This is a genomic window from Methylocapsa palsarum, from assembly GCF_900114285.1.
Lineage (GTDB): Bacteria > Pseudomonadota > Alphaproteobacteria > Rhizobiales > Beijerinckiaceae > Methylocapsa > Methylocapsa palsarum.
The window spans coordinates 186,933-207,505 of sequence record NZ_FOSN01000008.1; the positions used below are offsets into that span (position 1 = coordinate 186,933).

The following is a 20,573-nucleotide window of genomic DNA, read 5'->3' on the forward strand; positions in this document are numbered from 1 at the left end:
CCCTCGCGTCGAAGTTTAGCTCATGAAAATCACGCAAGCCTTCAGTTTCGAGGCGGCTCACCGGCTGCCCAATGTCCCCGAAAAACATCGCTGCCACCGGCTCCACGGACATTCCTATCGCGTCGAGCTGAAGCTTGAGGGCCCGGTCGATCCGTTCACCGGATTCGTCGTCGACTTTTTCGACATCGAGGCGGTCTTCGGACCGCTTTTGGAACAGCTCGATCATCAATATCTGAACGAGATCGAAGGGCTGCAAAATCCGACCGCCGAGAACATCTCGATCTTCATCTTCGAGCGCATCGTCAAAACGCTTCCGCAGCTTGCGAGCGTCGTCGTCTTCGAGACGCCCGATTGCTGGGCGGAATATAACGGGCAGTAGCAGGCCGGCGCTGCTCTTTTACTCCGGCAGCGTGCCGTTCAGCGCCAGCACCTGCCCCGCGAGATAAAGGCTGCCGGTGATCAAAATCCGGGGAGGAACGCGCCATTCCCGGGCCGCGAGAAACCGCAACGCCAGTTCGACGCTGCCGCAGGCCACAGCGCTCAATCCGACGGCGTTGGCGGCGGCCGCGACTTCGCTGGCCGGCTTCGAATATTGATCGGCTTCGACGGGAACGGCGAGAACCTCCTGCGCGAGACCCTTGAAGGCGCGCAGAAAGGCGGCGGTGTCTTTCGAGGCGAGCGTGCCGCACACGACGATCAGCGGCCTTTGCGCCTTGTCCTCGATGTCGGCGATGGCCTGCGCGAGAGCGCGCCCCGCATCCTCGTTATGGCCGCCGTCAAGCCAGATTTCCGCGCCCGGCGGCGCGAGAGCCGCCACATGGCCCTTGGTGAGATTTTGCAGCCGCGCCGGCCAGTCCGCCTGCGCCAGTCCGCGTTCATAGACGTCTTGAGCGAGGCCTGGTTCCACGTAACGGATGGCGGCGATCGCCGTCGCCGCATTTTGATGCTGGTGGCGGCCGGGAAGGCGGGGCAGCGGCAGGTCGAGGAGGCCGTTGACGTCCTCGAAGATGAGCCGCCCGTTCTCTTCCCTCGCCGAGAAATCCTGCCCGCCGACTGTCAGCGGAGCGCTCGCGTGCAAGGCGGCGCGCCGCAGGACGGCCAGGGCGGCCTCATCCTGGAAACTGGCAATCACGGGAACGCCGGGCTTGATGATTCCGGCTTTCTCGAACGCGATCTTGTCGACGCTCGCGCCGAGGAATTCAGGATGGTCGATCGACACCGGCGTGATGATGGAAAGCTTCGGCCACGAGATGACGTTGGTGGCGTCGAAGCGGCCGCCAAGCCCGACCTCCAGCAGCAGATAATCGGCCGGATGTTCGGCGAACAGTTTGAACGCCGCGGCCGTCGTCACCTCAAAGAAGGTGATCGGTTCGCCCTTGTTGAGCGTCTCGCAGGCGGTGAGCGCGGCGAAAAGCTCGGAATCGCCGACAAGGCGTCCGCCGCCTTCCGTCCCGATCCTGATCCGCTCGTGAAAGCGGACGAGGTGAGGCGAGGTATAGACATGGACGCGCTTGCCCGCCGCCTCGAGGATGGCGCGCATGAAGGCGATGGTCGAGCCTTTGCCGTTGGTCCCGGCGACGTGAATGATCGGCGGCAGATTGCGCTCCGGCGACCCCAACGCCGCCAGGAGCCGCTCGATGCGGCCGAGCGAGAGCTCGATCGTCTTGCGGTGAAGCGTGAAAAGGCGTGAGAGGAGCGCGTCCAGCGAATCCATAATGATGTCGTTTTCGCCGCGTCAGGCGACTTGCGCGGCGGGCGGCGCCTGCATCAGCAACGCGCACAGGCGGGCCAGCGTGGCGCGCATGTCCTGCCGTGTCACGACCATATCGACCATGCCATGCGCTTCGAGATATTCGGCGCGCTGAAATCCTTCCGGAAGCCGCTCGCGGATGGTCTGCTCGATCACCCTCGCGCCGGCGAAGCCGATCACCGCGCCGGGCTCGGCCACATGCACATCGCCCAGCATCGCGTAGGACGCCGTGACGCCGCCCGTCGTCGGATTGGTCAGGACCACGATATAGGGAAGCCTCGCGGCGCGCAGGCGCTGCACCGCGATGGTCGTGCGCGGCATCTGCATCAGCGAGAAGATGCCCTCCTGCATGCGCGCTCCGCCCGACGCCGTGAAGATGATGAAAGGGGCGTGGCGTTCAATCGCGGTCATCATGCCGGTGATAATGGCCTCTCCCGCCGCCATTCCGAGCGAGCCGCCGAGGAAATCGAAATCCTGCACCGCCGCGAGGACGTTCATGCCCTCCAGCTGGCCGAACGCGAGCTTGACCGCGTCCACCGCGCCGGTCTTCTGACGATATTCCTTGAGCCGGTCCGTGTAGCGCTTCACGTCGCGGAATTTCAGCGGATCGAGCGGAACCTCCGGCGTCGGGATCTCTTCGTAACTGGCGTTGTCGAACAGATTGTCCAGCCTCGCCTTCGGCGCGAGGCGCATATGGTAGCCAGACCCCGGCACCACGAAAAGATTGGCTTCGAGATCCTTGTGAAAGACGAGTTCGCCGCTTTCGGGACATTTCACCCAAAGGTTCTCGGGGGTTTCCCGGCGAAGAAACGATCTGACCTTTGGCGGGACGACGTTGACGATCCAGTTCATGGAAGATCCATCTGCAGGAATATCGATTTCCGGGACGCAAAACTCAACGGAGCCGCGCGATCTGCGCCACGAGGTCTCTTTTCGGCGGCGCCGAAGGCCCCAGAACAACGGCGGCGAACCATCTTCTTTAGCCCGCGACGGGTTTAAGGGAAAGTCAGGAAAAGAATGGCCCGCCCTGCGGAGCCCGCGCCTCAGGAGCGCCCGGCGCGAACGCCCTTTGAAATCTCCGCCACAAGGTTCCTCACGGCCTCGACGCTGCTCGCGGTCGCCCGGTCCTTTTCGTCGAGGGAGGCGCGCAGGGCCTCGACGATCGCCGAACCGACCACCACCCCATCGGCATGCGCCGCGATGGCGGCGGCGGTATCGGCGTTCTTGACGCCGAAGCCGACCGCGACCGGCAGCGACGTGTGCGCCTTGATCCGCGCCACCGCGGCCGCCGTGTTCGAGAAATCCGGAGTCGCAGCGCCGGTCGTTCCGGTGATCGACACGTAATAGACAAACCCGGAAGTGTTGGCGAGAACCGCCGGGAGCCGCGCGGCATCGGTCGTCGGCGTCGCGAGACGGATGAAGTTGAGACCCGCCGCGAGCGCGGGGAGGCAGAGTTCAGAATCTTCCTCGGGCGGCAGATCGACGACGATCAGGCCGTCGACGCCCGCCTCCTTCGCTTCGATGAGAAATTTCTCGACGCCATGAACATAAATCGGGTTGTAATAGCCCATCAGAACGATCGGCGTTTCGGGATCGCCCTGGCGAAACTCGGCGACAAGGGACAATGTGTCGAGGAGAGTGGCGCCCGCCGCCAGCGCCCGCAGCCCCGCCGCCTGAATGGCCGGGCCATCCGCCATCGGATCGGTAAAGGGCATGCCGACCTCGATCACGTCGGCGCCCGCCCCCGGCAGGGCCTGAAGGATCGCAAGGCTCGTCGCGCGGTCGGGGTCGCCCGCCATCACGAATGTGACGAGCGCGGCGCGACCCTCCCGTGCGAGATCCTGGAAGCGGCGGTCGATTCGCGTAGAATCGTTGGGTGAAGAGTCGTTGCGTGAAGAATCGTTGCGTGAAGACATGGCGGCTGGCGGCATCCGGAGCGGGGGGACGCGTCTTCCCTCCGACGGCGCGGCGCACAAGTCAAGCGAGCCAATTCCCGTCAAAACATTACGTCCGGCTTAACTGAAACTGAAAACAGGCCGCGCAGGATGGTGCAAGATCCGGCGGCGTTTCGCCGGGCGCATCCGCGTGGTCGAGATGAAAAAACCTCCTGCTGGCGATTTCTCTGACATTCTCGCCGGACTGGCCGGCGAGGACGGCCTGCCGGACCCCGGCCCGACCCGGCGCGCGACCAGTTCCTTCGGCGCCGTTCTTGGACCCGGGAAAAAGGTCGATCCTGACGCCCGGAGGGCGAAGGCGCCGATGGCGGCGAAAAGAACTCAAGCCAAGAAAAACGACGAAAAACTCGCGAGCCCGGACATTGCGAGCCCGGACATTGGATGTGAAAACGAAGCAATAAAAAGCCGACCCGCCGAAATTCCACTTTTAAGCACGTTGAAAAAGCTGGCGGCCGCGCTTTTCTGGCCGGCGGCGAACCTGACATCGGGTCCGCGTTCGCCGAAACGCCCGAGATTGCGCCTGCCGCGCCTTTCAGGCGTCATTTCCTGGGCCTCGCAAAAAGGCGGCGTTTTCCCCAAAAACATTTTTCGAAAAAACGAACCGGCGGAATCGGCCCCTATCAAAGGCGCGGCCGCGGCGCGGGAAAGGCGGGCGGCTCCATCGAGACCTCCCCGGACCGAAGATGAGGCCATCGCCGCCGAAATGGGCCTGCACGCCGATCTCGCGAGCGCGGATCTCAAGAGAATCCGCCGCGAGTTCGCCAAAAAGAACCACCCCGACCGCATCGAGGCGCCGCAGCGGGTGAGCGCGACCCGGCGCATGTCGATCGCCAACATGCTGATCGACCAACATCTGAAGAAAAAACCCGTCGCGAAATAGCCGGACGCGGACTGTAAAGCCGTTCCTCGCCGCGGCCCGGCTTCCGGCTTAAGCGTTTTTCCAGAGCGAAAGACGTCTGGTAGAGCGCTTTCTGATCGATGGGATGGATTCAATCCAATCGGAATATGCTCTAGGAGGGAACCTCCGGCTGCTCCGCCCGCGAGACTTCATGACCTATGTCGCGACTCTGATCTGCAACCCTAAGACGCCCGTTTTGACGGAGGCCCTCTTGCGTGCGGCGGCGGCGGTCTTGCCGCGCGTTCAGACCGTCCAATGGCTCGACCAGGGCGTCGCCGCCGATATCGTCTTTGCGCCGGAAAAACCCGCCAAGGCGCGGGATTTCGCGGACCGGGCGCGGACCGCGATCGGCGATGCCGGAATCGACGTCATCGCGCAAGCGGCGCAAGGACGGCGCAAGAAGCTGCTGCTGGCCGACATGGACTCGACCATGATCGGCCAGGAATGCATCGACGAACTCGCCGAGGAGATCGGCAAGAAGGCTCATGTCGCGGCCATCACGGAGCGCGCGATGCGCGGCGAGATCGCCTTCGAGCCCGCGCTGCGCGAACGCGTCGCGCTGCTCAAGGGCCTCGATCCGCGCGTCGTCGCGCATGTGATCGAAAACAAGATCAAAGTCACGCCGGGCGCGCGCGCGCTCGTTGCGACCATGCGCCGCCATGGCGCTCACACTGCACTGATCTCGGGAGGCTTCAGCGTCTTTACGTCGCCGGTCGCCGCGATGATCGGGTTTGACGAAGATCGCGCCAACACGATCCTGCTTGGCGACGACGGCCGCTTTTCGGGCCTCGTCGCCGAACCGATCCTCGGCAGGGCGGGCAAACGCGCGGCCTTGCTGAACCTTCGCGAAGCATACGCCTGCGCGCCGGGAGAAACCCTTGCGGTTGGCGACGGCGCGAATGATCTTGCGATGCTCGAGGAAGCCGGCCTTGGCGTCGCCTATCGCGCCAAGCCCGCCGTGGCGAGCGCCGCGCACGCCCGGATCGATTACGGCGACCTCACCGCCCTGCTTTACGCCCAGGGATACCGCCGCGAGGAATTTGCGGACGATTCCCTGCCCTGTTGACCCCTTCGGGCGAAGGCGCAAAGCTGCGCCGAACGGCGGTCGTCATTTTCGCCTGCCGCCCGGCGATGATCGAGGCCTTCCTTTGCGCAGCGTGGATCTGAATTGCGATTGCGGCGAAGGTTTCGGCGTCTACGCCATGGGCGACGATTCCTCGATGCTCGGCATTGTCACGAGCGCCAGCATCGCCTGCGGCTTTCACGCGGGCGACCCTGAAATCATGGCTCGGACGTTCAAAATGGCCAGGGCGAAGGGCGTCGCGGCGGGCGCCCATCCCGGATTTCCAGACCTTTGGGGATTTGGACGCCGCAAGCTGGCGTTCTCGCCGGATGAAATCGAACGGCTCGTCGCCTATCAGATCGGCGCGGCGATGGCGCTCGCGGCCTATGCCGGACATCGGCTGACCTATGTGAAGATCCATGGCGCGTTGAGCAACCTCGCGATGGAGGATGCGGCGATCGCGCAGGCGGCCGCCCGCGCCGTCAGAGCCGTCGACCCCCGCCTCTGTTTTCTCGCGGTGGCCGGGACGCGGCTTGTCGCAGCCGGACAGGCGCAGGGGTTGAAGGTCGCCAGCGAAATCTACGCCGACCGCGGCTATACCGAGGAAGGTCTTCTCATGGACCGGTCCTGTCCCGGAGCGATCCTGAGCGACGCCGCCGAAATCGCCGATCGCGTCCTCGCGATGGTCGAGGAGAGCGCCATCGTCACAGCCTCCGGCAAACGGCTGCCGGTCGAGATCGATTCGATTTGCGTTCACGGCGACAATCCCAACGCGGTCGCCATGGCGAGATCGCTGCGTTCGCGTCTCGAAGGGGCTGGCGTGGCGCTCGCGCCCTTCGCTCCCTGTTGACCGGCATGGGCGCCGAAGCGAAGCCGCGCTATCTGCCCGCCGGCGAAAGCGCGCTCGTCGTCGAATTCGGGCAAACCATCGACCCGGCGCTCCACGACCGCGTGCTGGCGCTCGACGCGGCGATCGCAGGCGCGAGGTTCGAGGGGGTCAACGAGACCGTCCCGACCTATCGCTCGCTGATGGTTCACTTCGATCCCGGGCGGTGGACGATGCAGGCCCTCGCGGAAATGCTGGACCGGCTGGAGACCGCGCATTCGCCCAGGGCCGCCCCGAAACGCTGGCGCATTCCGGCCTGTTATGATCCGCCCTTTGGCGAAGATCTGGCGGAAGCCGCGGCCATCCTCGGCGTTCGGGAGGACGCCATTGTCGCGGCTCATTCGGGCGCGCTGTTCCGGGTCTATATGTACGGGTTCGCGCCGGGGTTCATGTATCTTGGCGGATCTTTCGGCGGATTGCCGGCAGAGCTACAAATTTCCCGGCGCGCGACTCCGCGCCCGCCCGCCCCGCCCGGATCCTTGCTCATTGCGGGCGGTCAGGCGCTGATCACCGGCGTCGCCATGCCGACCGGCTGGTATGCGATCGGCCGGACGCCGGTCAAGACTTTCGAGCGGCGTCGCGAACGGATGTTCTTCGCCGACGTCGGAGACGAGATCGTTTTCGAACCGATCGACGCCGCGACGTTCGAGATCATGAGCGCCGCCGCGGAGGCGGGAGACCTCGTCGCCCGCGAGGACACATTGCAGGACAGCAACCCGTGACGCCCCGGCTCATCCATGCCGGGGCGCCTGCGCGCCTGAGGCTGCTTTGCGCCGGTCCGGGCGTCACGATCCAGGACGAAGGACGGCGCGGCTACCTTCGCTACGGCGTGACTGAGGCCGGCCCGATGGACTGGACCGCGTTCCGCACGGCCAATCTGGCGCTCGGCAACGAGAGCCATGCGGCGGCGATTGAAATCTCCCTCGGCGGGCTTCGGGCGATTTGCGAAAACGGGCCGCTCTGGATCGCCTATGCCGGCGCGGACTTCAACTGGCGCAGGGACGGCGCCTTGCTGCCGCCCGCCGCGCGGCTCCTGCTGCAGCCCGGAGACAGTCTCACGGTGCGGCCCGGAGCCATGGGCGCATGGACCTATCTTGCGGTTGAGGGCGGCTTCGATACAGAGCCTGAATTGGGCAGCCGGGCGACGCATACGCGCTCCTCGATGGGCGGCGTGGACGGGCGCATGCTGCGCGAGGGCGATATCCTGCCCGCGGCCGCGCCCGGATCCGGCGGGGACCGAAGCGAAGCCATCATCGACGCGGCCTGGCTGCGCCGGACGCGGGATCCGATCCGCGTCGTCCCCGGTCCGCAGGACGATTATTTCGATCCATCGAGCCTCGCCGCGTTTTTTGACGAGGAATTCACGCTGACGCCGGCCGCGGACCGGATGGCCTACAGGTTCGAGGGACCAGAGATCGCGCATTCGCGCGGCTACAACATCGTGTCCGACGGCGTGGCGCTGGGCGCGATCCAGGTCGCCGGAGATCGCCGGCCGCTCATTCTCATGGCCGACCGGCAGCCGACCGGGGGCTATCCGAAGCTCGGCCATGTCATTCGCGCCGATATCGGCCGTCTCGCCCAGTCACGTCCGGGCGAGAGGCGCCGATTTGCTCAGGTCAGCACAGTTGAGGCCAGAACCGCGCTGCTGGCGCTCGAGGACGAGATCGCGGGCATAGCGTCCCACATGGCTCCCCTCCGGCGCGAACCGACCTCGAAGCTGCTCCTCGAAACCAATCTGATCGATGGCTTTACCGACGCGCTGACGGATCTTGCGTCGCGCTAGCGCCTATTCCGATCGTATTGAATCAATCCCATCGAGAAGACTATGCTCAAGCCTTTGACTCTGAAGCGATTTCTGATCGATCGCAAGACTTCATGCGATCGGAAAGCGCGCTAGCGCCAGCGTCCATGGCCGCCCCTGCCGCCAGGTCCGCCCGGTCCTCCAGGGCCTCCAGGTCCGCCCGGACCTCCGGGACCTCCGGGCCTGCCAGGATCACCAGGTCCGCCCAGACCTCCCGGTCCTCCGGGGCCTCCAGGTCCGCCGGGGCCTCCAGCTCCGCCGGGGCCTTCGCCGGCAAAACCTTGCCCGCCATGCCAGTTCGCCTCGCTGCGTTCTCCGCCGCGCCAGCCGCCGGTCTCCCACTCGGTTCCGTTCGTCGGATTGACATAATGGGGAGCGCCGCCCCAATCGGCCGCGCCGCGGCCGTCGCCGAAATCCGGGCCGCTGCGTTCGCGCTCGACCGTTTCGCCGGCGGGCGGTCCCCACGGACGCGGACGGGGATACGGGCGCGGACCATAGCCACCCTGATCGTAGCCGCCGCCCTGCCAGCCTGAGAGTCCCTGCCAGGTCGAGGGGCCGGAGCCGGGAACGTCGGCGCTCCAGGTGGCGGCGTTATAATCGTCGCCGACGCCCGGCCCCTGATCGTCGATGTTGAAACCTGCTTTCACCGGCCAGGCGAAGGCGCCGGCTCCGGCGATGGCGAACGCGAACACAAACCTGATCGACCGGCGCATGCGATACCCTCCTGGATTTCCCGGAAGGATAGGCGTCCGCGATTGCCGCTCGCCTAAATCAATCGCTCAATTGCCAGCGATCTTCCGCGCGCGCTTGCCGAGGGTGCGCAGCCGCAGCGCGTTCAGCTTGATGAACCCGGCGGCGTCGCGATGGTCGTAGGCGGCGGCACCTTCCTCGAAGGTGACGAGATCCTGATCGTAGAGCGAATACGGGCTTGAGCGTCCGACGACGAACGCCGACCCCTTGTAGAGCTTCACCCGGACCCGCCCGCTGACGAACTCCTGGCTGCGGTCGATCAGGGCCTGCAGCATCTCCCGCTCCGGGGAGAACCAGAACCCGTTGTAGATCAGCTCGGAATATTTCGGCGCGAGTTCGTCCTTCAGATGCGCGGCGCCGCGATCCAGCGTGATCGATTCGATTCCCCGGTGCGCGACGTAAAGGATGGTCCCGCCAGGCGTCTCGTACATGCCGCGCGATTTCATGCCAACGAAACGGTTCTCGACGAGATCGAGCCGCCCCACCCCATTGGCGCGGCCGAGCGCGTTGAGCTGCTCCAGCAATGTTGCGGGCGACATCGCCACGCCGTCGATCGCGACCGGGTCGCCCTTCTCGAAATCGATCTCGATATAGGTCGGCTTGTCCGGCGCGTCCTCGGGATTGAGGGTGCGCGAATAGACGTAGTCCGGCACTTCCTGCGCCGGGTCCTCCAACACCTTGCCCTCGGAGGAGGCGTGCAGCAGGTTGGCGTCGACCGAAAACGGCGCGTCGCCGCGCTTGTCCTTGGCGATCGGGATCTGGTTTTCCTCGGCGAAGGCGATCAGCGCCGTGCGCGAGGTGAGCGCCCATTCCCGCCAGGGCGCGATGACCTTGATGTCAGGCTCCAGCGCGTAATAGGAGAGTTCGAACCGGACCTGATCATTGCCCTTGCCGGTCGCCCCATGCGCCACCGCGTCGGCGCCGACTTTCCGGGCGATCTCGATCTGCTTTTTCGCGATCAGCGGCCGGGCGATCGAGGTGCCGAGCAGATAGAGCCCCTCGTATTGCGCGTTGGCGCGGAACATCGGGAAGACGTAATCGCGCACGAATTCCTCGCGCAGATCCTCGATGAAGACGTTTTCCTCGCGGACGCCGAGCAGGATCGCCTTGTCGCGCGCGGGCGAAATCTCCTCGCCCTGGCCGAGATCAGCCGTGAAGGTCACGACCTCGCAGCCGTACTCCGTCCGCAGCCATTTGAGGATGATCGACGTGTCGAGCCCCCCGGAATAGGCGAGGACGACTTTTCGAACGTCGGACTTTTTCGGCTGCGGCATTTTGCGGGGCTCTTGAGAGGAGGTGGCCAATAGGTGCGCGACTTATAGGGCGGCGGGCGACTGGCGCAAGGGGTTCGCGGCATGGCGACGAGCGCGGATCACCTCGGCGGCAGGCTCGAGAAATAAGCCGCGATCGCCTCCATTTCCTGTTCCGTCATGTTCCGGCTCATATAGCGCATCTCTTTGTGGGCGCGCTTGCCGGTGTGAAACGCGCGGAGCTGATTCAAGAGATAAGGTTCGTTCTGTCCGGCGAGATTGGGGACGGCGCCGGATCTCGAAACCCCGTCGGCGCCGTGACAAGGCGCGCAGCCCGAGACCAGTTCAGGCCGGCTCTGCTGCGCAGACGCGGAGCCGGAAAGCGAGAGACCGGCGGCAAAAAGGAGAGCGGAGAAAAAGATGGCGGCTTTCATGCGGGACCAAAGCTGGCGGTGCAGGGTCAGGACATCTTATCCCTCTTTTGTCCGCCGCGAAGCCGCGCCGCGCCGGCGTCGAAAGCAGAGGTCCGCCTGATTCCGTCTGAGGCGGCGAACGCTTGGCACCTGGGTCAGAAAGACTCCAACAGACGCCGCCACACCGGAAGGGTCAGGAAAGAAAGCGGGATTCCGACGCCGACCATCAGCGTGAGCAGCGGCGGATCAAGTTCGTGATCGATCGCGACGATGCCTGCTCCAATCATCGGCGCCATCGCGGCCTCGAACACCGTCACGCGTAATGTTTCACCGCCGGCGCCTGGCATATCCTTGAACAGGAGGAGGATCAGCGCAGGAGCGAGGGCCAGCTTGAAGATCAGCCCGACGGACAGCGCCGCCGCCTTGCCTCGCACCTGGCTGAGCTGAAGCTGATAACCGACCGATACAAGCGCGATCGGCACCAGCGTCGCGCCGAGGCGCTTCAGCAATTCAGAGAGCCAAGCCGGATATTCGAAAGGCGTCAGCAGCAGGGCCAGCACGAACGCCTGGAAAGGCGCGAACAAGACAATCTTTCGGACCAGCGCCCTGGCGTTGACGCCACGGCCCGCGGAATACAACGACGCGACAAGGATGCCGACGGTCGAGAGCGCAAAATAGGACCCCAACTGATCGATCAATATGCCGAGTCCCAGATATTGCGGGCCGTAAAAGGTCTCGATCATCGGCAGCCCGATGAACGAGGTGTTCGCCAGCCCCCCGGTCAGCATGAGCCCTCCGGTTGTCGCGCGTGAAAAACCGAAAGCCCTTCCCGCGAGCCAAAAGAACCCGCATCCGATTGCGAACATGACCCAGGCCATGGACGCCGGCAGAATGAGGGTCGCATCGAGCTTCAGGCCATGCACATAGGCCAGGGTAAGGGCCGGCAAGGAAATATGAACGACAAAGCCGTTCAGCGACGCGGCTGCGTTGTCCGGCAATCGCCGCGAACGGCGCAGGAGCATTCCAAGGAGCAAGCAAGCTCCCAGCAGCAGGTAGTTGTTCATCAAACCGCCTTGTCGCTCGAAGCCGGCGCCGCCCGTGGTTTGAATGGGATCATAGCGGCGAAGCGAGAATTGATAAGGCGCGCCGTTTGGCGGTACAATTCAACGTTATGGTCGAAATCACCTTGGGTATGCCGGCGGAGACTTCCCTTCATGATTTCCGAATCAGCCGTTGCGGGTTTTCGCAAGGGCGGTTTATCTGCGGAGCGGAGCGAGGCGCTGGCGCTCCCCCATTGGAACGACGAGGACTGGACGCAGCTGTTCCGGTTTACAACGACCCGCAAAATCGCCGCGGGCGATGCGTTGATCCGGCGCGGCGAACCTGACCGAACACTTTACTTCGTGCTGCAGGGCGGTCTTGAAGTCATCACGCATTCCGAAGACGGGTTGACCATGGGTCGCGCGGCCCTGGTGGGACCGGGGTCGGCATTGGGAGAGCTGGCGTTTTTTGACGGGGGTCCCAGATCGGCGAGCGCTTGGGCCGTGGACGATTGTCAAGTCGCGGCGATGACCCCAGACCTGTACAGCGCGTTCGAACACAGCGCTCCCTCGCTCGCGCGCGAACTCCTCTTTGCGCTGGGACGAATTCTCGCGATCAGGCTGCGCAAATCGAATAAAAAATTCGGCGTTTGACCTGAAGCGCGGGGGTCTGTTGTTGAACAACCTTGTTATGCGATTGTTTGCCGGCAAAGGCGCGGGCCGAACATGATCGGGCGGTGCATGGCACCTGATTTTGTTGACGCCGTAAGCCAAATCTTAAAAGCGCGGCTTCGGGTCAAAGGCGACCTCAAAGCGCCTTGGCGATGACGTTGGCCAGCGGCGCCGTCAGCTCCCAGACAAGCCCCTCCGGCGCATAGTCGAGCGCGACATCGGCCTCGAGCGCGCGTTTCGCCATGTTCACTGTGACCTTGTGGCCAAAGCCGCGCCGCGCCGGCGGCGTGAGCAAAGGTCCGCCTGCTTCCGTCCAGTTCAGGCGCGCGCCCGGTCCGCCGCCGCCTTCGAAAACAGACCAGACGATCCGCACCACACCGGATTCATTCGACAGCGCGCCATATTTGGCGGCGTTGGTGCCAAGTTCGTGGATCGCCATGCCGAGGGTTTGCGCGGCCGAGGAATTGAGCCGCAACGGCGGTCCGTCCAGCATGATCCTCGCGCCAAGCAGAGGGGCGTAATGGGAGAGTTGCGAGCGGATAAGCTCGGACAGTTCGACGCCGGCCCAATTGCTTTTGACGAGAAGATCCTGACTCGCGCCCAAAGCGGCGATCCGTTCCTCGAGAACATCGGCGAAAGCCGCGGAATCCGTTCCCTTGATCGTCAGGCGAGCGATGGATTGCACCACGGTCAGCAGATTTTTCGCTCTGTGATTGACCTCGTTCATCAGGTTCTGGATTTGCTCTTCATGGCGCCTGCGTTCGGTGACGTCCTCGGAAAAAACCACGATTCCGCCAACGAGGCCGCCGGCGTCGAACCACGGCCGCGCCTCCCAGCGCAGCCATTGAGTGGTTCCGTCGGCGCGATCGAAGCGATCCTCGTCGGCGGTCAGGGTTTCGCCAGAAAGCGCGCGCCGATGAATGTGCTTCCAGCGCTCGGGCAGTTCCGGAAAAACGTCGTAGTACGATTTGCCGAGAATCGACTCGGCCAGCCCATAAGCCTCCAACCAGCGGCCGCTGAAGCTGACATATCGCATGTCGCGATCCAGCATCGCCACCGCCGCCGGCGCGTGATCGATGAACAGCCGCAACCGCTCCTCGTCGCGCCGCGCGAGCGCTTCGGCGCGACGCAGGGCGGCCGCGCGCGTGCGTAAGGCCTCCTCGGCCGTCTTTTGCGGCGTGATGTCCGTGTGGCTGAGGACCACGCCGGCCGGACCAGAACCAAGACGCGCGGCGTGCATGACGAACCATCGTCTGCTTCCGCCGGCGTCGTCGAAGGGATATTCCATCATGAGTTCGTCGCGAGCACCGCCCAGCAGCGCTTCCAGCCCCCCGAGAGCGGCGCTGGCGTAGGGCTCGCCGCTTTTGGCGGAGGTACGGCACGCCTTCAGATAATCAGCTCCGATCGACAACGCTTCCGTGACGCCGTCGTTTTCGCGCGCGAAACGATTCCGGGGCTCATTGACCGCGATCACGGTTCCGGCGCTGTCCAGCACGACCACTTCCTGCGGTAGCGAATCGAGAACGTTGCGGATGAGCTCCGCGCTTGCGCGCAGGGCTTCGGAGGCCGTCTTTTCTTTCGTGACGTCGAACGCCGCCAGCATGGCGCGCGAAGGGCGCCGCTCGACGCCCTCGCCTTCGAAAAAAACCTGCTTGCGCACGCGCAACCAGTGTGTCTTGCGGTCCGGCCCGACCACGCGATGATCCATCTCGAACCAGCCTGGACCAGCGGGGTCGAGCGAGGCCTCAATGCGCCGGCTCACCTCGGCGCGGTCGTCGGGATGAAAGGTCGCGTGAATCGCGGCCCGCGGCAGGATCATGGCGGCCTCGCCAAGTCCGAACAGACGCGCCGCCTCCGAGGACAGGTAACCCGTGTCATCGAGGTAATTGATTTCCGCCAACGCCAGACCCGCGTCGACGGCGTCCAGTTTGCGCCGCTCCTCGCTCGCGCGTAACGCCTCGTCGCCCTGCAGGCGGTTCTCGATTTCTGTGGCCACTACGGCACGCCCCCCGGCTCCGTTCTGCTTGTCGTCCCAGGCGCTCCTGGAGTTTTCATTGATCCTTTCAGGCGAAAAACTAATCCTCCGTCTAACGGCAATCTACTTAAAATTGCAAATTTCCACCAGACGCGAGCAAATTGGGCCGCAAGTATCGCCGCCAAGGCTGAAGCGCCGGCCCCCGCGCCTAAAACGGCTTCGGCGCGCCCTGCGGCGCTGACACCGCAAAACCCTGATTGACGGCGGCGAACATCTGGTAGAACCCCGACAGGACCACCAGTTCGACAAAGCCTTCAATTCCAAAAAGCTGAATGCTCTCGTCTTGAACGGATTGCGGAATATCCCGCCACGCCAGCGTCGCCGCCAGCACCTTGGCCGCGAGATCGTAGTGCGCGGCGAAGACGCCCCCCTCCAGTCCATGCTCCTGCAATGCGCCGATGACCGCCGCCGGCACGCCGGCGGCTTCGGCGTGCCGGACATGGTCGATCCATTCGAACGCGGCGCCCGTGCTGCGGGCGACGCTCAGAACCACGAACTGATAGACGTCGCGGGGAAGATGGCCCTGAAATTTCAGATAGAAGCCGAGATCCTCGATCTTGCCGCAAAGGACCGGATGATTCATCAAAGCGGCATAAGGGCCGCCGAACGGCGCGCCCTGCGCCCTTCGCTTCTCGACGAGAGCGTCGTAAAGAGCAAGATCGGACGGCGAAAGCTTCGAGGGATCGAACGGCAGCGGCGCCAGAAGAGCCTCCTTCACTCGTGGTAGGAGAAGGCGGCGCTCGCCGCGGCCCAGTCGTGCACGGGCGTGCCGAAGGCCCTGTCGATCTTGACGTCGATGACGCAGGGGCCCGGCCCTTCGAGCGCGCGCTCGAAGGCGGCGGCGAGATCGCCCGGGCGGCGAACCGTCTCCCCCCGGCACCCCAGAGCCGCGGCGAAGGCCGCCCAGTCGTGATCGGGCAGACGGGTGAGTTCGTCCGGAACCGGACCCAGCGCATGGGCGCGCAGCCAGACATTGCCGAGGGCGGCGTTGTTCATGACGACGAAAATCACCGGCAGCCCATAATGCGCGGCGGTGGCGACCTCGATTCCGTTCATGCGCATGCAGCCGTCGCCGGTGATGACGGCCACTCTTCGTCCCGGCTGCGCGCACTGGACGCCCGAGGCGGCGGCGATCGCCCAGCCCATCGGGCCGAGATTCGTGGCGGAAATGTAGGTGCGCGGCTCGTAGGAGTCCCAGTAATGCCCGGCGAAGGCGCGATGGGCGCCGGAATCGACGACGAGAATTCCGTCGCGGGGGAATGCTTTTCTCAAATCGCCGATCACCCGCGCCGGATGGATCGGAACGGCGTCGCTGGCGCAGTTTTCGCGATCCTGGAGGCGAGGTCTCGCCCGAATATCCGCCAGCCAGGCGGCGCGCCCCGCCGCCGTCGCCCGTAACAGCGCCGCGAGTTCGTCGTCCTTACCGAGCAGATAAGACAGATAGGCGCCGCAGTCGCCGACAACGGCTCCTGCGTTCGCATGCATGCCGATGCTCGCCGGATTCAAATTCACGCAAATGGTGGCGCCGAGGTGGATCTCGAGCGACCAGTGCATGGTGTCGCGTTCGTTCAGCCCCGAGCCCAGGATGATCAGCAGATCGGGCGGCGCATCGAGCAGCGCAATCCGCGCATGATGCGTTCCGGCGTAACCGAAGACGCCCAACGAAAGCGGATGATCCTCAGGGAAGACGCCCTTCGCCCGCAGCGTGGTGGCGACCGGGATCCCCCATCGTTCGGCGAAATCCCTGAGCGGGCGCGACGCATTCGCGTGCTCCACTCCCGCGCCGGCCAGAATGACGATCCTCGCCGGCGGCTTGTCTGCGGACGATCCGCGAAACCGCTCAAGAGACGCCTCGGCGGCGGCGAGGGAAAGCGACGCCGGATTCGCGAGCGCCGGCTCGATCGGGGCGTAGACCGCCGAAATTTCCGCAATCTGGCTGTCGCCGGGGAGCGAGAGATGCACCGGCCCCGAGGGGCGCGTTTTGAGCTGCAGCATCGCGTGCTTGAACAGATGCGGCAGGTTCTTCGGATTGTCGATCGAAGAGGAATACCGCACGATGGGCTTCAGGATTTCGACGTCGTCGAGCGTCTGCGCGCTGGCGTCCTGAAACATGCCCAGTCCCTCGAAAAGCGTGCTCACCTCGCCGCTCATCAGGAAAACCGGCGACCCGTCGGTCTGCGCGGCGGCGACGGCCGTCACGGCGTTCGCGAGACCAGGCCCGCCGATGCAGAGCGCAGCGCCGAACTTGCCGCTCGCCCGCGCATACCCGTCGGCCATGTAGGCGGCCCCGCCTTCCTGCGCGGCGACAACCGGCTTCAGCGCAGACTGTTTTCCAAGAGCAGGCAGAAAAGGGTCAACCAGACCGCCAGGAACCATGAACAAGTGATCGGCGCCCTCCGCCGCGAGGGCGTTCAGAATGTAATCCACCCCGAGTTGCATGGCGTGTCCCCGTTCGCGTTTCCCAAACGCCGTCCTGGCAGCCGCACTGGCAGCCTTGCAAAGGACAACCCGTGTCGAGCCGGCGACATGTGCTCCTGAAAGCAATGCCGACGAATCTAGAGCGCTTTCCGATCGCATGACTTCATGCGATCGATCAGAAACCGCTCCAGTTTTTGTCGATTGGATTGATTCAATCCGATCGGAATATGCTCTAACGGCGCGCCGCTCTCAACTATCAAAATCCTGTCTTTGAAACTGTGGCCCCAACACCACAGGGGTCACGAATTCAACCCAAAACCACGTGATCCCTTGACGTCATGGCCCCTTCGCCCTATCCAGATAGGCGGGACACCTTTCCCCAACGAAAGGCGCCCATCTGCAAGGATGGTCATATGAGAACGACGATTCCCGCCGTGAAGCCGGCGTGCGCCAATTTTTCGTGCGGTCCATGCACAAAACATCCCGGCTGGACGTTCGCTAGCCTTCATGGGGCGCCCGTCGGACGGTCGCACCGCTCCAAACCCTCCAAGTCGAAGCTGAAGCTCGCGCTGGACATAACCCGCGAAGTCTTGCGGATCCCGGCCGACTACCGCATCGGAATCATTCCCGGCTCCGATACCGGCGCCATGGAGACCGCGATGTGGTCTCTGCTGGGCCAGCGCGGCGTCGATGTGCTCGCCTGGGAATGTTTCAGCGAAGGCTGGGTGATCGACGTTCTCGAGCATCTGCGGATCCCCAACGCCCGCGGGATGGTCGCCGGCTATGGCGAGATAGCGGATCTCGCGAGCGTCAATTTCGACAACGACGTCGTCTTCGCCTGGAACGGAACGACCTCCGGCGTGCGCGTGCCGAACGCCGATTGGATTGCGGAGGACCGCAAGGGACTAACGATCTGCGACGCGACCTCCGCCGCTTTCGCCCAGAGGCTCGATTGGGGCAAGCTCGACGTCACGACCTTCTCCTGGCAGAAGGCTCTCGGCGGCGAGGCGGCCCATGGCGTTCTGGTGCTGAGCCCGCGCGCGGTCGAGCGATTGCAGACCCATACGCCGGCGTGGCCGGTGCCGAAGCTGTTTCGGCTCGCCGAAGGCGGCAGGCTGAACGATAACATTTTCGACGGCGAGACCATCAACACCCCCTCGATGCTTTGCGTCGAGGATTATCTCGACGCTCTGAAATGGGCCAAGGCCATCGGCGGACTCGACGCGCTCGTCGCCCGCGCGGACGCCAATTCGTCGGCGCTCTCGGCTTGGATCGAACGCACGCCCTGGATCGATTTTCTCGCCCGAGATCCGGGTCTGCGCTCGAACACCAGCGTCTGCATGAAGATCGTCGACCCGGAGGTTGTCGCCCTTGGCCTCGAGGGCGAAGCGCGGTTCGCCAGCGCGATCGTCAGCCTGCTCGAATCAGAAAAAGCCGCGTATGACATCGGGTCGTATCGCGATGCGCCGCCCGGTCTTCGGGTGTGGTGCGGCGCGACGGTCGAGGCGAGCGACATCGAAAAGCTGACGCCGTGGCTCGATTACGCCTATGCTAAAGCCAAGGCCGACCTCTTCGCCAAGGCCGCGTAATCCGACCGCGTAATCTTGCCGGGAAACCGACCGGCTTACGCCGGTCGGAGGCGTGTGGAGTTTGCGATGGCGCCGCGCGTTCTGATTTCCGACGCTCTCTCCCCTGCCGCCGTCGCCCTCTTCAAGGATCGCGGCGTAGACGTCGAGTTTCAGCCTGCGCTGGGAAAAGACAAGGACAAGCTCGCCGCAATGATTGGCGGCTTCGACGGTCTTGCGATCCGATCCGCGACCAAGGTCACCTCGAAGATCCTCGATCGCGCGACCAGGCTGAAAATCATCGGCCGCGCGGGCATCGGCCTCGACAATATCGATATTCCGGCCGCGACCGCCAAGGGCGTCATTGTGATGAATACGCCGTTCGGCAACGCCATAACGACGGCCGAACATGCGCTCGCCCTGATGTTCGCGCTCGCCCGGCAGCTTCCCGCGGCTGACGCCTCGACCCAGGCCGGCAAATGGGAAAAGAACCGCTTCATGGGCGTCGAGATCACCGGCAAGACGCTCGGCGTCATCGGCTGCGGCAACATTGGCTCCATCGTCGCGGAACGGGCGATCGGACTGCGCATGCGGGTCATCGCCTTCGACCCCTTCCTGTCGCCCGAACGCGCCATGGACCTTGGCGTTGAAAAGGTCGAACTCGGCGATCTCCTCGCGCGTTCGGATTTCATCACCCTGCATACGCCGTTGACGCCGCAGACAAGAAATATCCTGTCGGCGGAAAATCTGGCGCGCACCAGGAAAGGCGTGCGGATCGTCAATTGCGCGCGCGGCGGCCTTATCGACGAGGCGGCGCTGCGCGCGCTGCTCGATTCCGGACACGTGGCCGGCGCGGCCGTCGACGTCTTCGTCACCGAACCGGCGTTCGAGAACCCGCTATTCGGCCATCCCAACGTCGTCTGCACGCCGCATCTCGGCGCCGCGACCAATGAGGCGCAGGAAAATGTCGCTCTTCAGGTCGCCGAGCAGATGTCCGATTACCTCATCCGCGGCGCCATCACGAACGCGGTCAACTTTCCTTCGATCACAGCCGAGGAAGCGCCAAAGCTCAAGCCGTTCATCCTGCTCGCGGAAAGGCTTGGATCCTTCGCCGGCCAGCTCGTCGATAGCGGCATCAAAAAAGTCTCGCTCGTTTACGAGGGCGGGGCCGCCGAGCTGAAGATCAGGGCCCTGACCGCCTCAGCCATCGCGGGGCTTCTGCGCCCGCAGCTGGCGGACGTCAATGTGGTCTCCGCGCCCGCGGTCGCGAAAGACCGAGGCATCGTGATCGAGGAGACGACCCGAGAGGCGGAGTCGGATTACGAATCGGTCGTGACCCTGACCGTGGAGACGCAGGAGCGAAGGCGGTCTATTTCAGGGACGGTGTTCCACGACGGCAAACCACGCATCATCTGGATCAACGGCATCGGTCTCGACGCCATGATCGCTCCGGCGATGATCTGTGTGTCGAACGAGGACAAACCCGGCTTCGTCGGACGATTCGCAAGCATACTTGGCAACGCCGGCGTCAATATCGCGACCTTCGCGCTCGGGCGCGACCGTGAGGGCGGGTCAGCGATCGCACTGGTCGAAGTGGACGGCGTTGTCCCCGATGAGGCGCTCGCCCAGGTGAAGAAGCTGCCTGGCGTCAAGGAGGTCAAGGCGCTGACGTTTTGAGGAACTCTACATTCATCCGAGCCCGGAAACCTCGAAATGGACAAAAGCCCGGCCTGAATGCTCATGCGGTTCGCGAGTTGAAGACATGGCCGATTCGCGGCGTTTGCCTCCTCTGAGCAGCATTTGCCGATCTGTTAGGCAATTGCGCATCCTACGTCAGCATAGTGCTTTTGGAAGCGCCTGACTGTTGCAGCAAAGCATCGCAGGCCATGCAAAGAGTCGTCGTTTCATTAACAACGATTGAATAGCCCGCCACGAGGTGTAGTTTTTTCCATCATATTCACTCGCCTCGTGGGGACGAATCGATGTCTAAAATGCGCAAATTTTTGGCTTTGCAGGCGCTGTGCGCTGGCATGGCCCTCCTGCCGGGGGGACAGGCGGCCTTGGCCGCCGACGTCGC

The 20,573-nt window shown here is 64.2% G+C and carries 19 protein-coding genes; 9 read left to right on the forward strand and 10 right to left on the reverse strand.

Annotated elements, in window-relative coordinates:
* The first annotated feature begins 22 nt into the window (after positions 1–22).
* Positions 23–379: a 6-carboxytetrahydropterin synthase QueD gene (gene queD / locus BM177_RS11040; RefSeq protein WP_091682175.1), complete on the forward strand. Its 357-nt coding sequence runs from the start codon at positions 23–25 to the stop codon at positions 377–379.
* Positions 380–397: 18 nt separating this feature from the next.
* Here queD and BM177_RS11045 read toward each other — a convergent pair whose 3' ends face one another.
* The 3 genes from BM177_RS11045 to trpA form a co-directional block, all read right to left on the reverse strand.
* Positions 398–1,714 (reverse strand): bifunctional folylpolyglutamate synthase/dihydrofolate synthase, encoded by a 1,317-nt coding sequence (locus BM177_RS11045; protein WP_091682181.1) that lies wholly within the window; start codon positions 1,712–1,714, stop codon positions 398–400.
* Positions 1,715–1,735: 21 nt separating this feature from the next.
* Positions 1,736–2,602 (reverse strand): acetyl-CoA carboxylase, carboxyltransferase subunit beta, encoded by an 867-nt coding sequence (gene accD / locus BM177_RS11050; protein WP_091682183.1) that lies wholly within the window; start codon positions 2,600–2,602, stop codon positions 1,736–1,738.
* Positions 2,603–2,793: 191 nt separating this feature from the next.
* Complete coding sequence (gene trpA / locus BM177_RS11055) at positions 2,794–3,666, reverse strand: tryptophan synthase subunit alpha (RefSeq protein ID WP_091682260.1); 873 nt, start codon at positions 3,664–3,666, stop codon at positions 2,794–2,796.
* Between the two features lie 169 nt (positions 3,667–3,835).
* Here trpA and BM177_RS20615 point away from each other — a divergent pair, with 169 nt between their 5' ends.
* The 5 genes from BM177_RS20615 to BM177_RS11080 all read left to right on the forward strand — a co-directional run bounded on the left by BM177_RS20615 (position 3,836) and on the right by BM177_RS11080 (position 8,335).
* Positions 3,836–4,585 (forward strand): hypothetical protein, encoded by a 750-nt coding sequence (locus BM177_RS20615; protein ID WP_244532264.1) that lies wholly within the window; start codon positions 3,836–3,838, stop codon positions 4,583–4,585.
* 169 nt (positions 4,586–4,754) lie between these two features.
* Positions 4,755–5,669: a phosphoserine phosphatase SerB gene (gene serB / locus BM177_RS11065; protein WP_091682265.1), complete on the forward strand. Its 915-nt coding sequence runs from the start codon at positions 4,755–4,757 to the stop codon at positions 5,667–5,669.
* Between the two features lie 82 nt (positions 5,670–5,751).
* Positions 5,752–6,516 carry a LamB/YcsF family protein gene (locus BM177_RS11070; RefSeq protein ID WP_091682185.1) on the forward strand — a complete coding sequence of 255 codons (765 nt, stop codon included), beginning with the start codon at positions 5,752–5,754 and terminating at the stop codon, positions 6,514–6,516.
* Between the two features lie 5 nt (positions 6,517–6,521).
* The gene (locus tag BM177_RS11075) at positions 6,522–7,274 is read left to right on the forward strand and encodes a 5-oxoprolinase subunit B family protein (RefSeq protein WP_091682187.1); all 753 of its coding nucleotides are present in this window, start codon (positions 6,522–6,524) and stop codon (positions 7,272–7,274) included.
* On the forward strand, positions 7,271–8,335 hold the full coding sequence (locus tag BM177_RS11080; RefSeq protein ID WP_244532265.1) for a 5-oxoprolinase subunit C family protein: 1,065 nt from the start codon (positions 7,271–7,273) through the stop codon (positions 8,333–8,335). Before BM177_RS11075 ends, BM177_RS11080 begins: the two co-directional genes overlap by 4 nt.
* Positions 8,336–8,445: 110 nt before the next feature.
* Here BM177_RS11080 and BM177_RS20620 read toward each other — a convergent pair whose 3' ends face one another.
* The 4 genes from BM177_RS20620 to BM177_RS11100 form a co-directional block, all read right to left on the reverse strand.
* Positions 8,446–9,066, reverse strand: coding sequence for a hypothetical protein (locus BM177_RS20620; RefSeq protein ID WP_244532266.1), 621 nt, complete (start codon positions 9,064–9,066; stop codon positions 8,446–8,448).
* Between the two features lie 66 nt (positions 9,067–9,132).
* On the reverse strand, positions 9,133–10,377 hold the full coding sequence (locus BM177_RS11090) for an argininosuccinate synthase (protein ID WP_091682189.1): 1,245 nt from the start codon (positions 10,375–10,377) through the stop codon (positions 9,133–9,135).
* A gap of 98 nt (positions 10,378–10,475) precedes the next feature.
* Positions 10,476–10,787, reverse strand: coding sequence for a c-type cytochrome (locus tag BM177_RS11095; protein WP_091682190.1), 312 nt, complete (start codon positions 10,785–10,787; stop codon positions 10,476–10,478).
* 134 nt (positions 10,788–10,921) lie between these two features.
* On the reverse strand, positions 10,922–11,830 hold the full coding sequence (locus BM177_RS11100; protein ID WP_091682191.1) for an AEC family transporter: 909 nt from the start codon (positions 11,828–11,830) through the stop codon (positions 10,922–10,924).
* 150 nt (positions 11,831–11,980) lie between these two features.
* Here BM177_RS11100 and BM177_RS20030 point away from each other — a divergent pair, with 150 nt between their 5' ends.
* Positions 11,981–12,460 carry a Crp/Fnr family transcriptional regulator gene (locus BM177_RS20030; protein ID WP_175492573.1) on the forward strand — a complete coding sequence of 160 codons (480 nt, stop codon included), beginning with the start codon at positions 11,981–11,983 and terminating at the stop codon, positions 12,458–12,460.
* 154 nt (positions 12,461–12,614) lie between these two features.
* Here BM177_RS20030 and BM177_RS11110 read toward each other — a convergent pair whose 3' ends face one another.
* The 3 genes from BM177_RS11110 to BM177_RS11120 all read right to left on the reverse strand — a co-directional run bounded on the left by BM177_RS11110 (position 12,615) and on the right by BM177_RS11120 (position 16,952).
* Positions 12,615–14,474 (reverse strand): PAS domain-containing sensor histidine kinase, encoded by a 1,860-nt coding sequence (locus BM177_RS11110; protein WP_091682197.1) that lies wholly within the window; start codon positions 14,472–14,474, stop codon positions 12,615–12,617.
* Positions 14,475–14,661: 187 nt separating this feature from the next.
* Positions 14,662–15,231 (reverse strand): carboxymuconolactone decarboxylase family protein, encoded by a 570-nt coding sequence (locus tag BM177_RS11115; RefSeq protein ID WP_244532267.1) that lies wholly within the window; start codon positions 15,229–15,231, stop codon positions 14,662–14,664.
* Positions 15,228–16,952, reverse strand: a complete 1,725-nt coding sequence (locus tag BM177_RS11120) for a thiamine pyrophosphate-binding protein (protein ID WP_091682198.1) — start codon at positions 16,950–16,952, stop codon at positions 15,228–15,230. The genes BM177_RS11115 and BM177_RS11120 overlap by 4 nt, the downstream gene beginning before the upstream one ends.
* Positions 16,953–17,344: 392 nt before the next feature.
* Between BM177_RS11120 and BM177_RS11125 the strand changes: the two genes are divergently transcribed.
* Complete coding sequence (locus BM177_RS11125) at positions 17,345–18,520, forward strand: phosphoserine transaminase (RefSeq protein WP_091682283.1); 1,176 nt, start codon at positions 17,345–17,347, stop codon at positions 18,518–18,520.
* A gap of 66 nt (positions 18,521–18,586) precedes the next feature.
* Positions 18,587–20,173 (forward strand): phosphoglycerate dehydrogenase, encoded by a 1,587-nt coding sequence (serA, locus tag BM177_RS11130; protein WP_091682199.1) that lies wholly within the window; start codon positions 18,587–18,589, stop codon positions 20,171–20,173.
* Positions 20,174–20,573 lie beyond the last annotated feature (400 nt).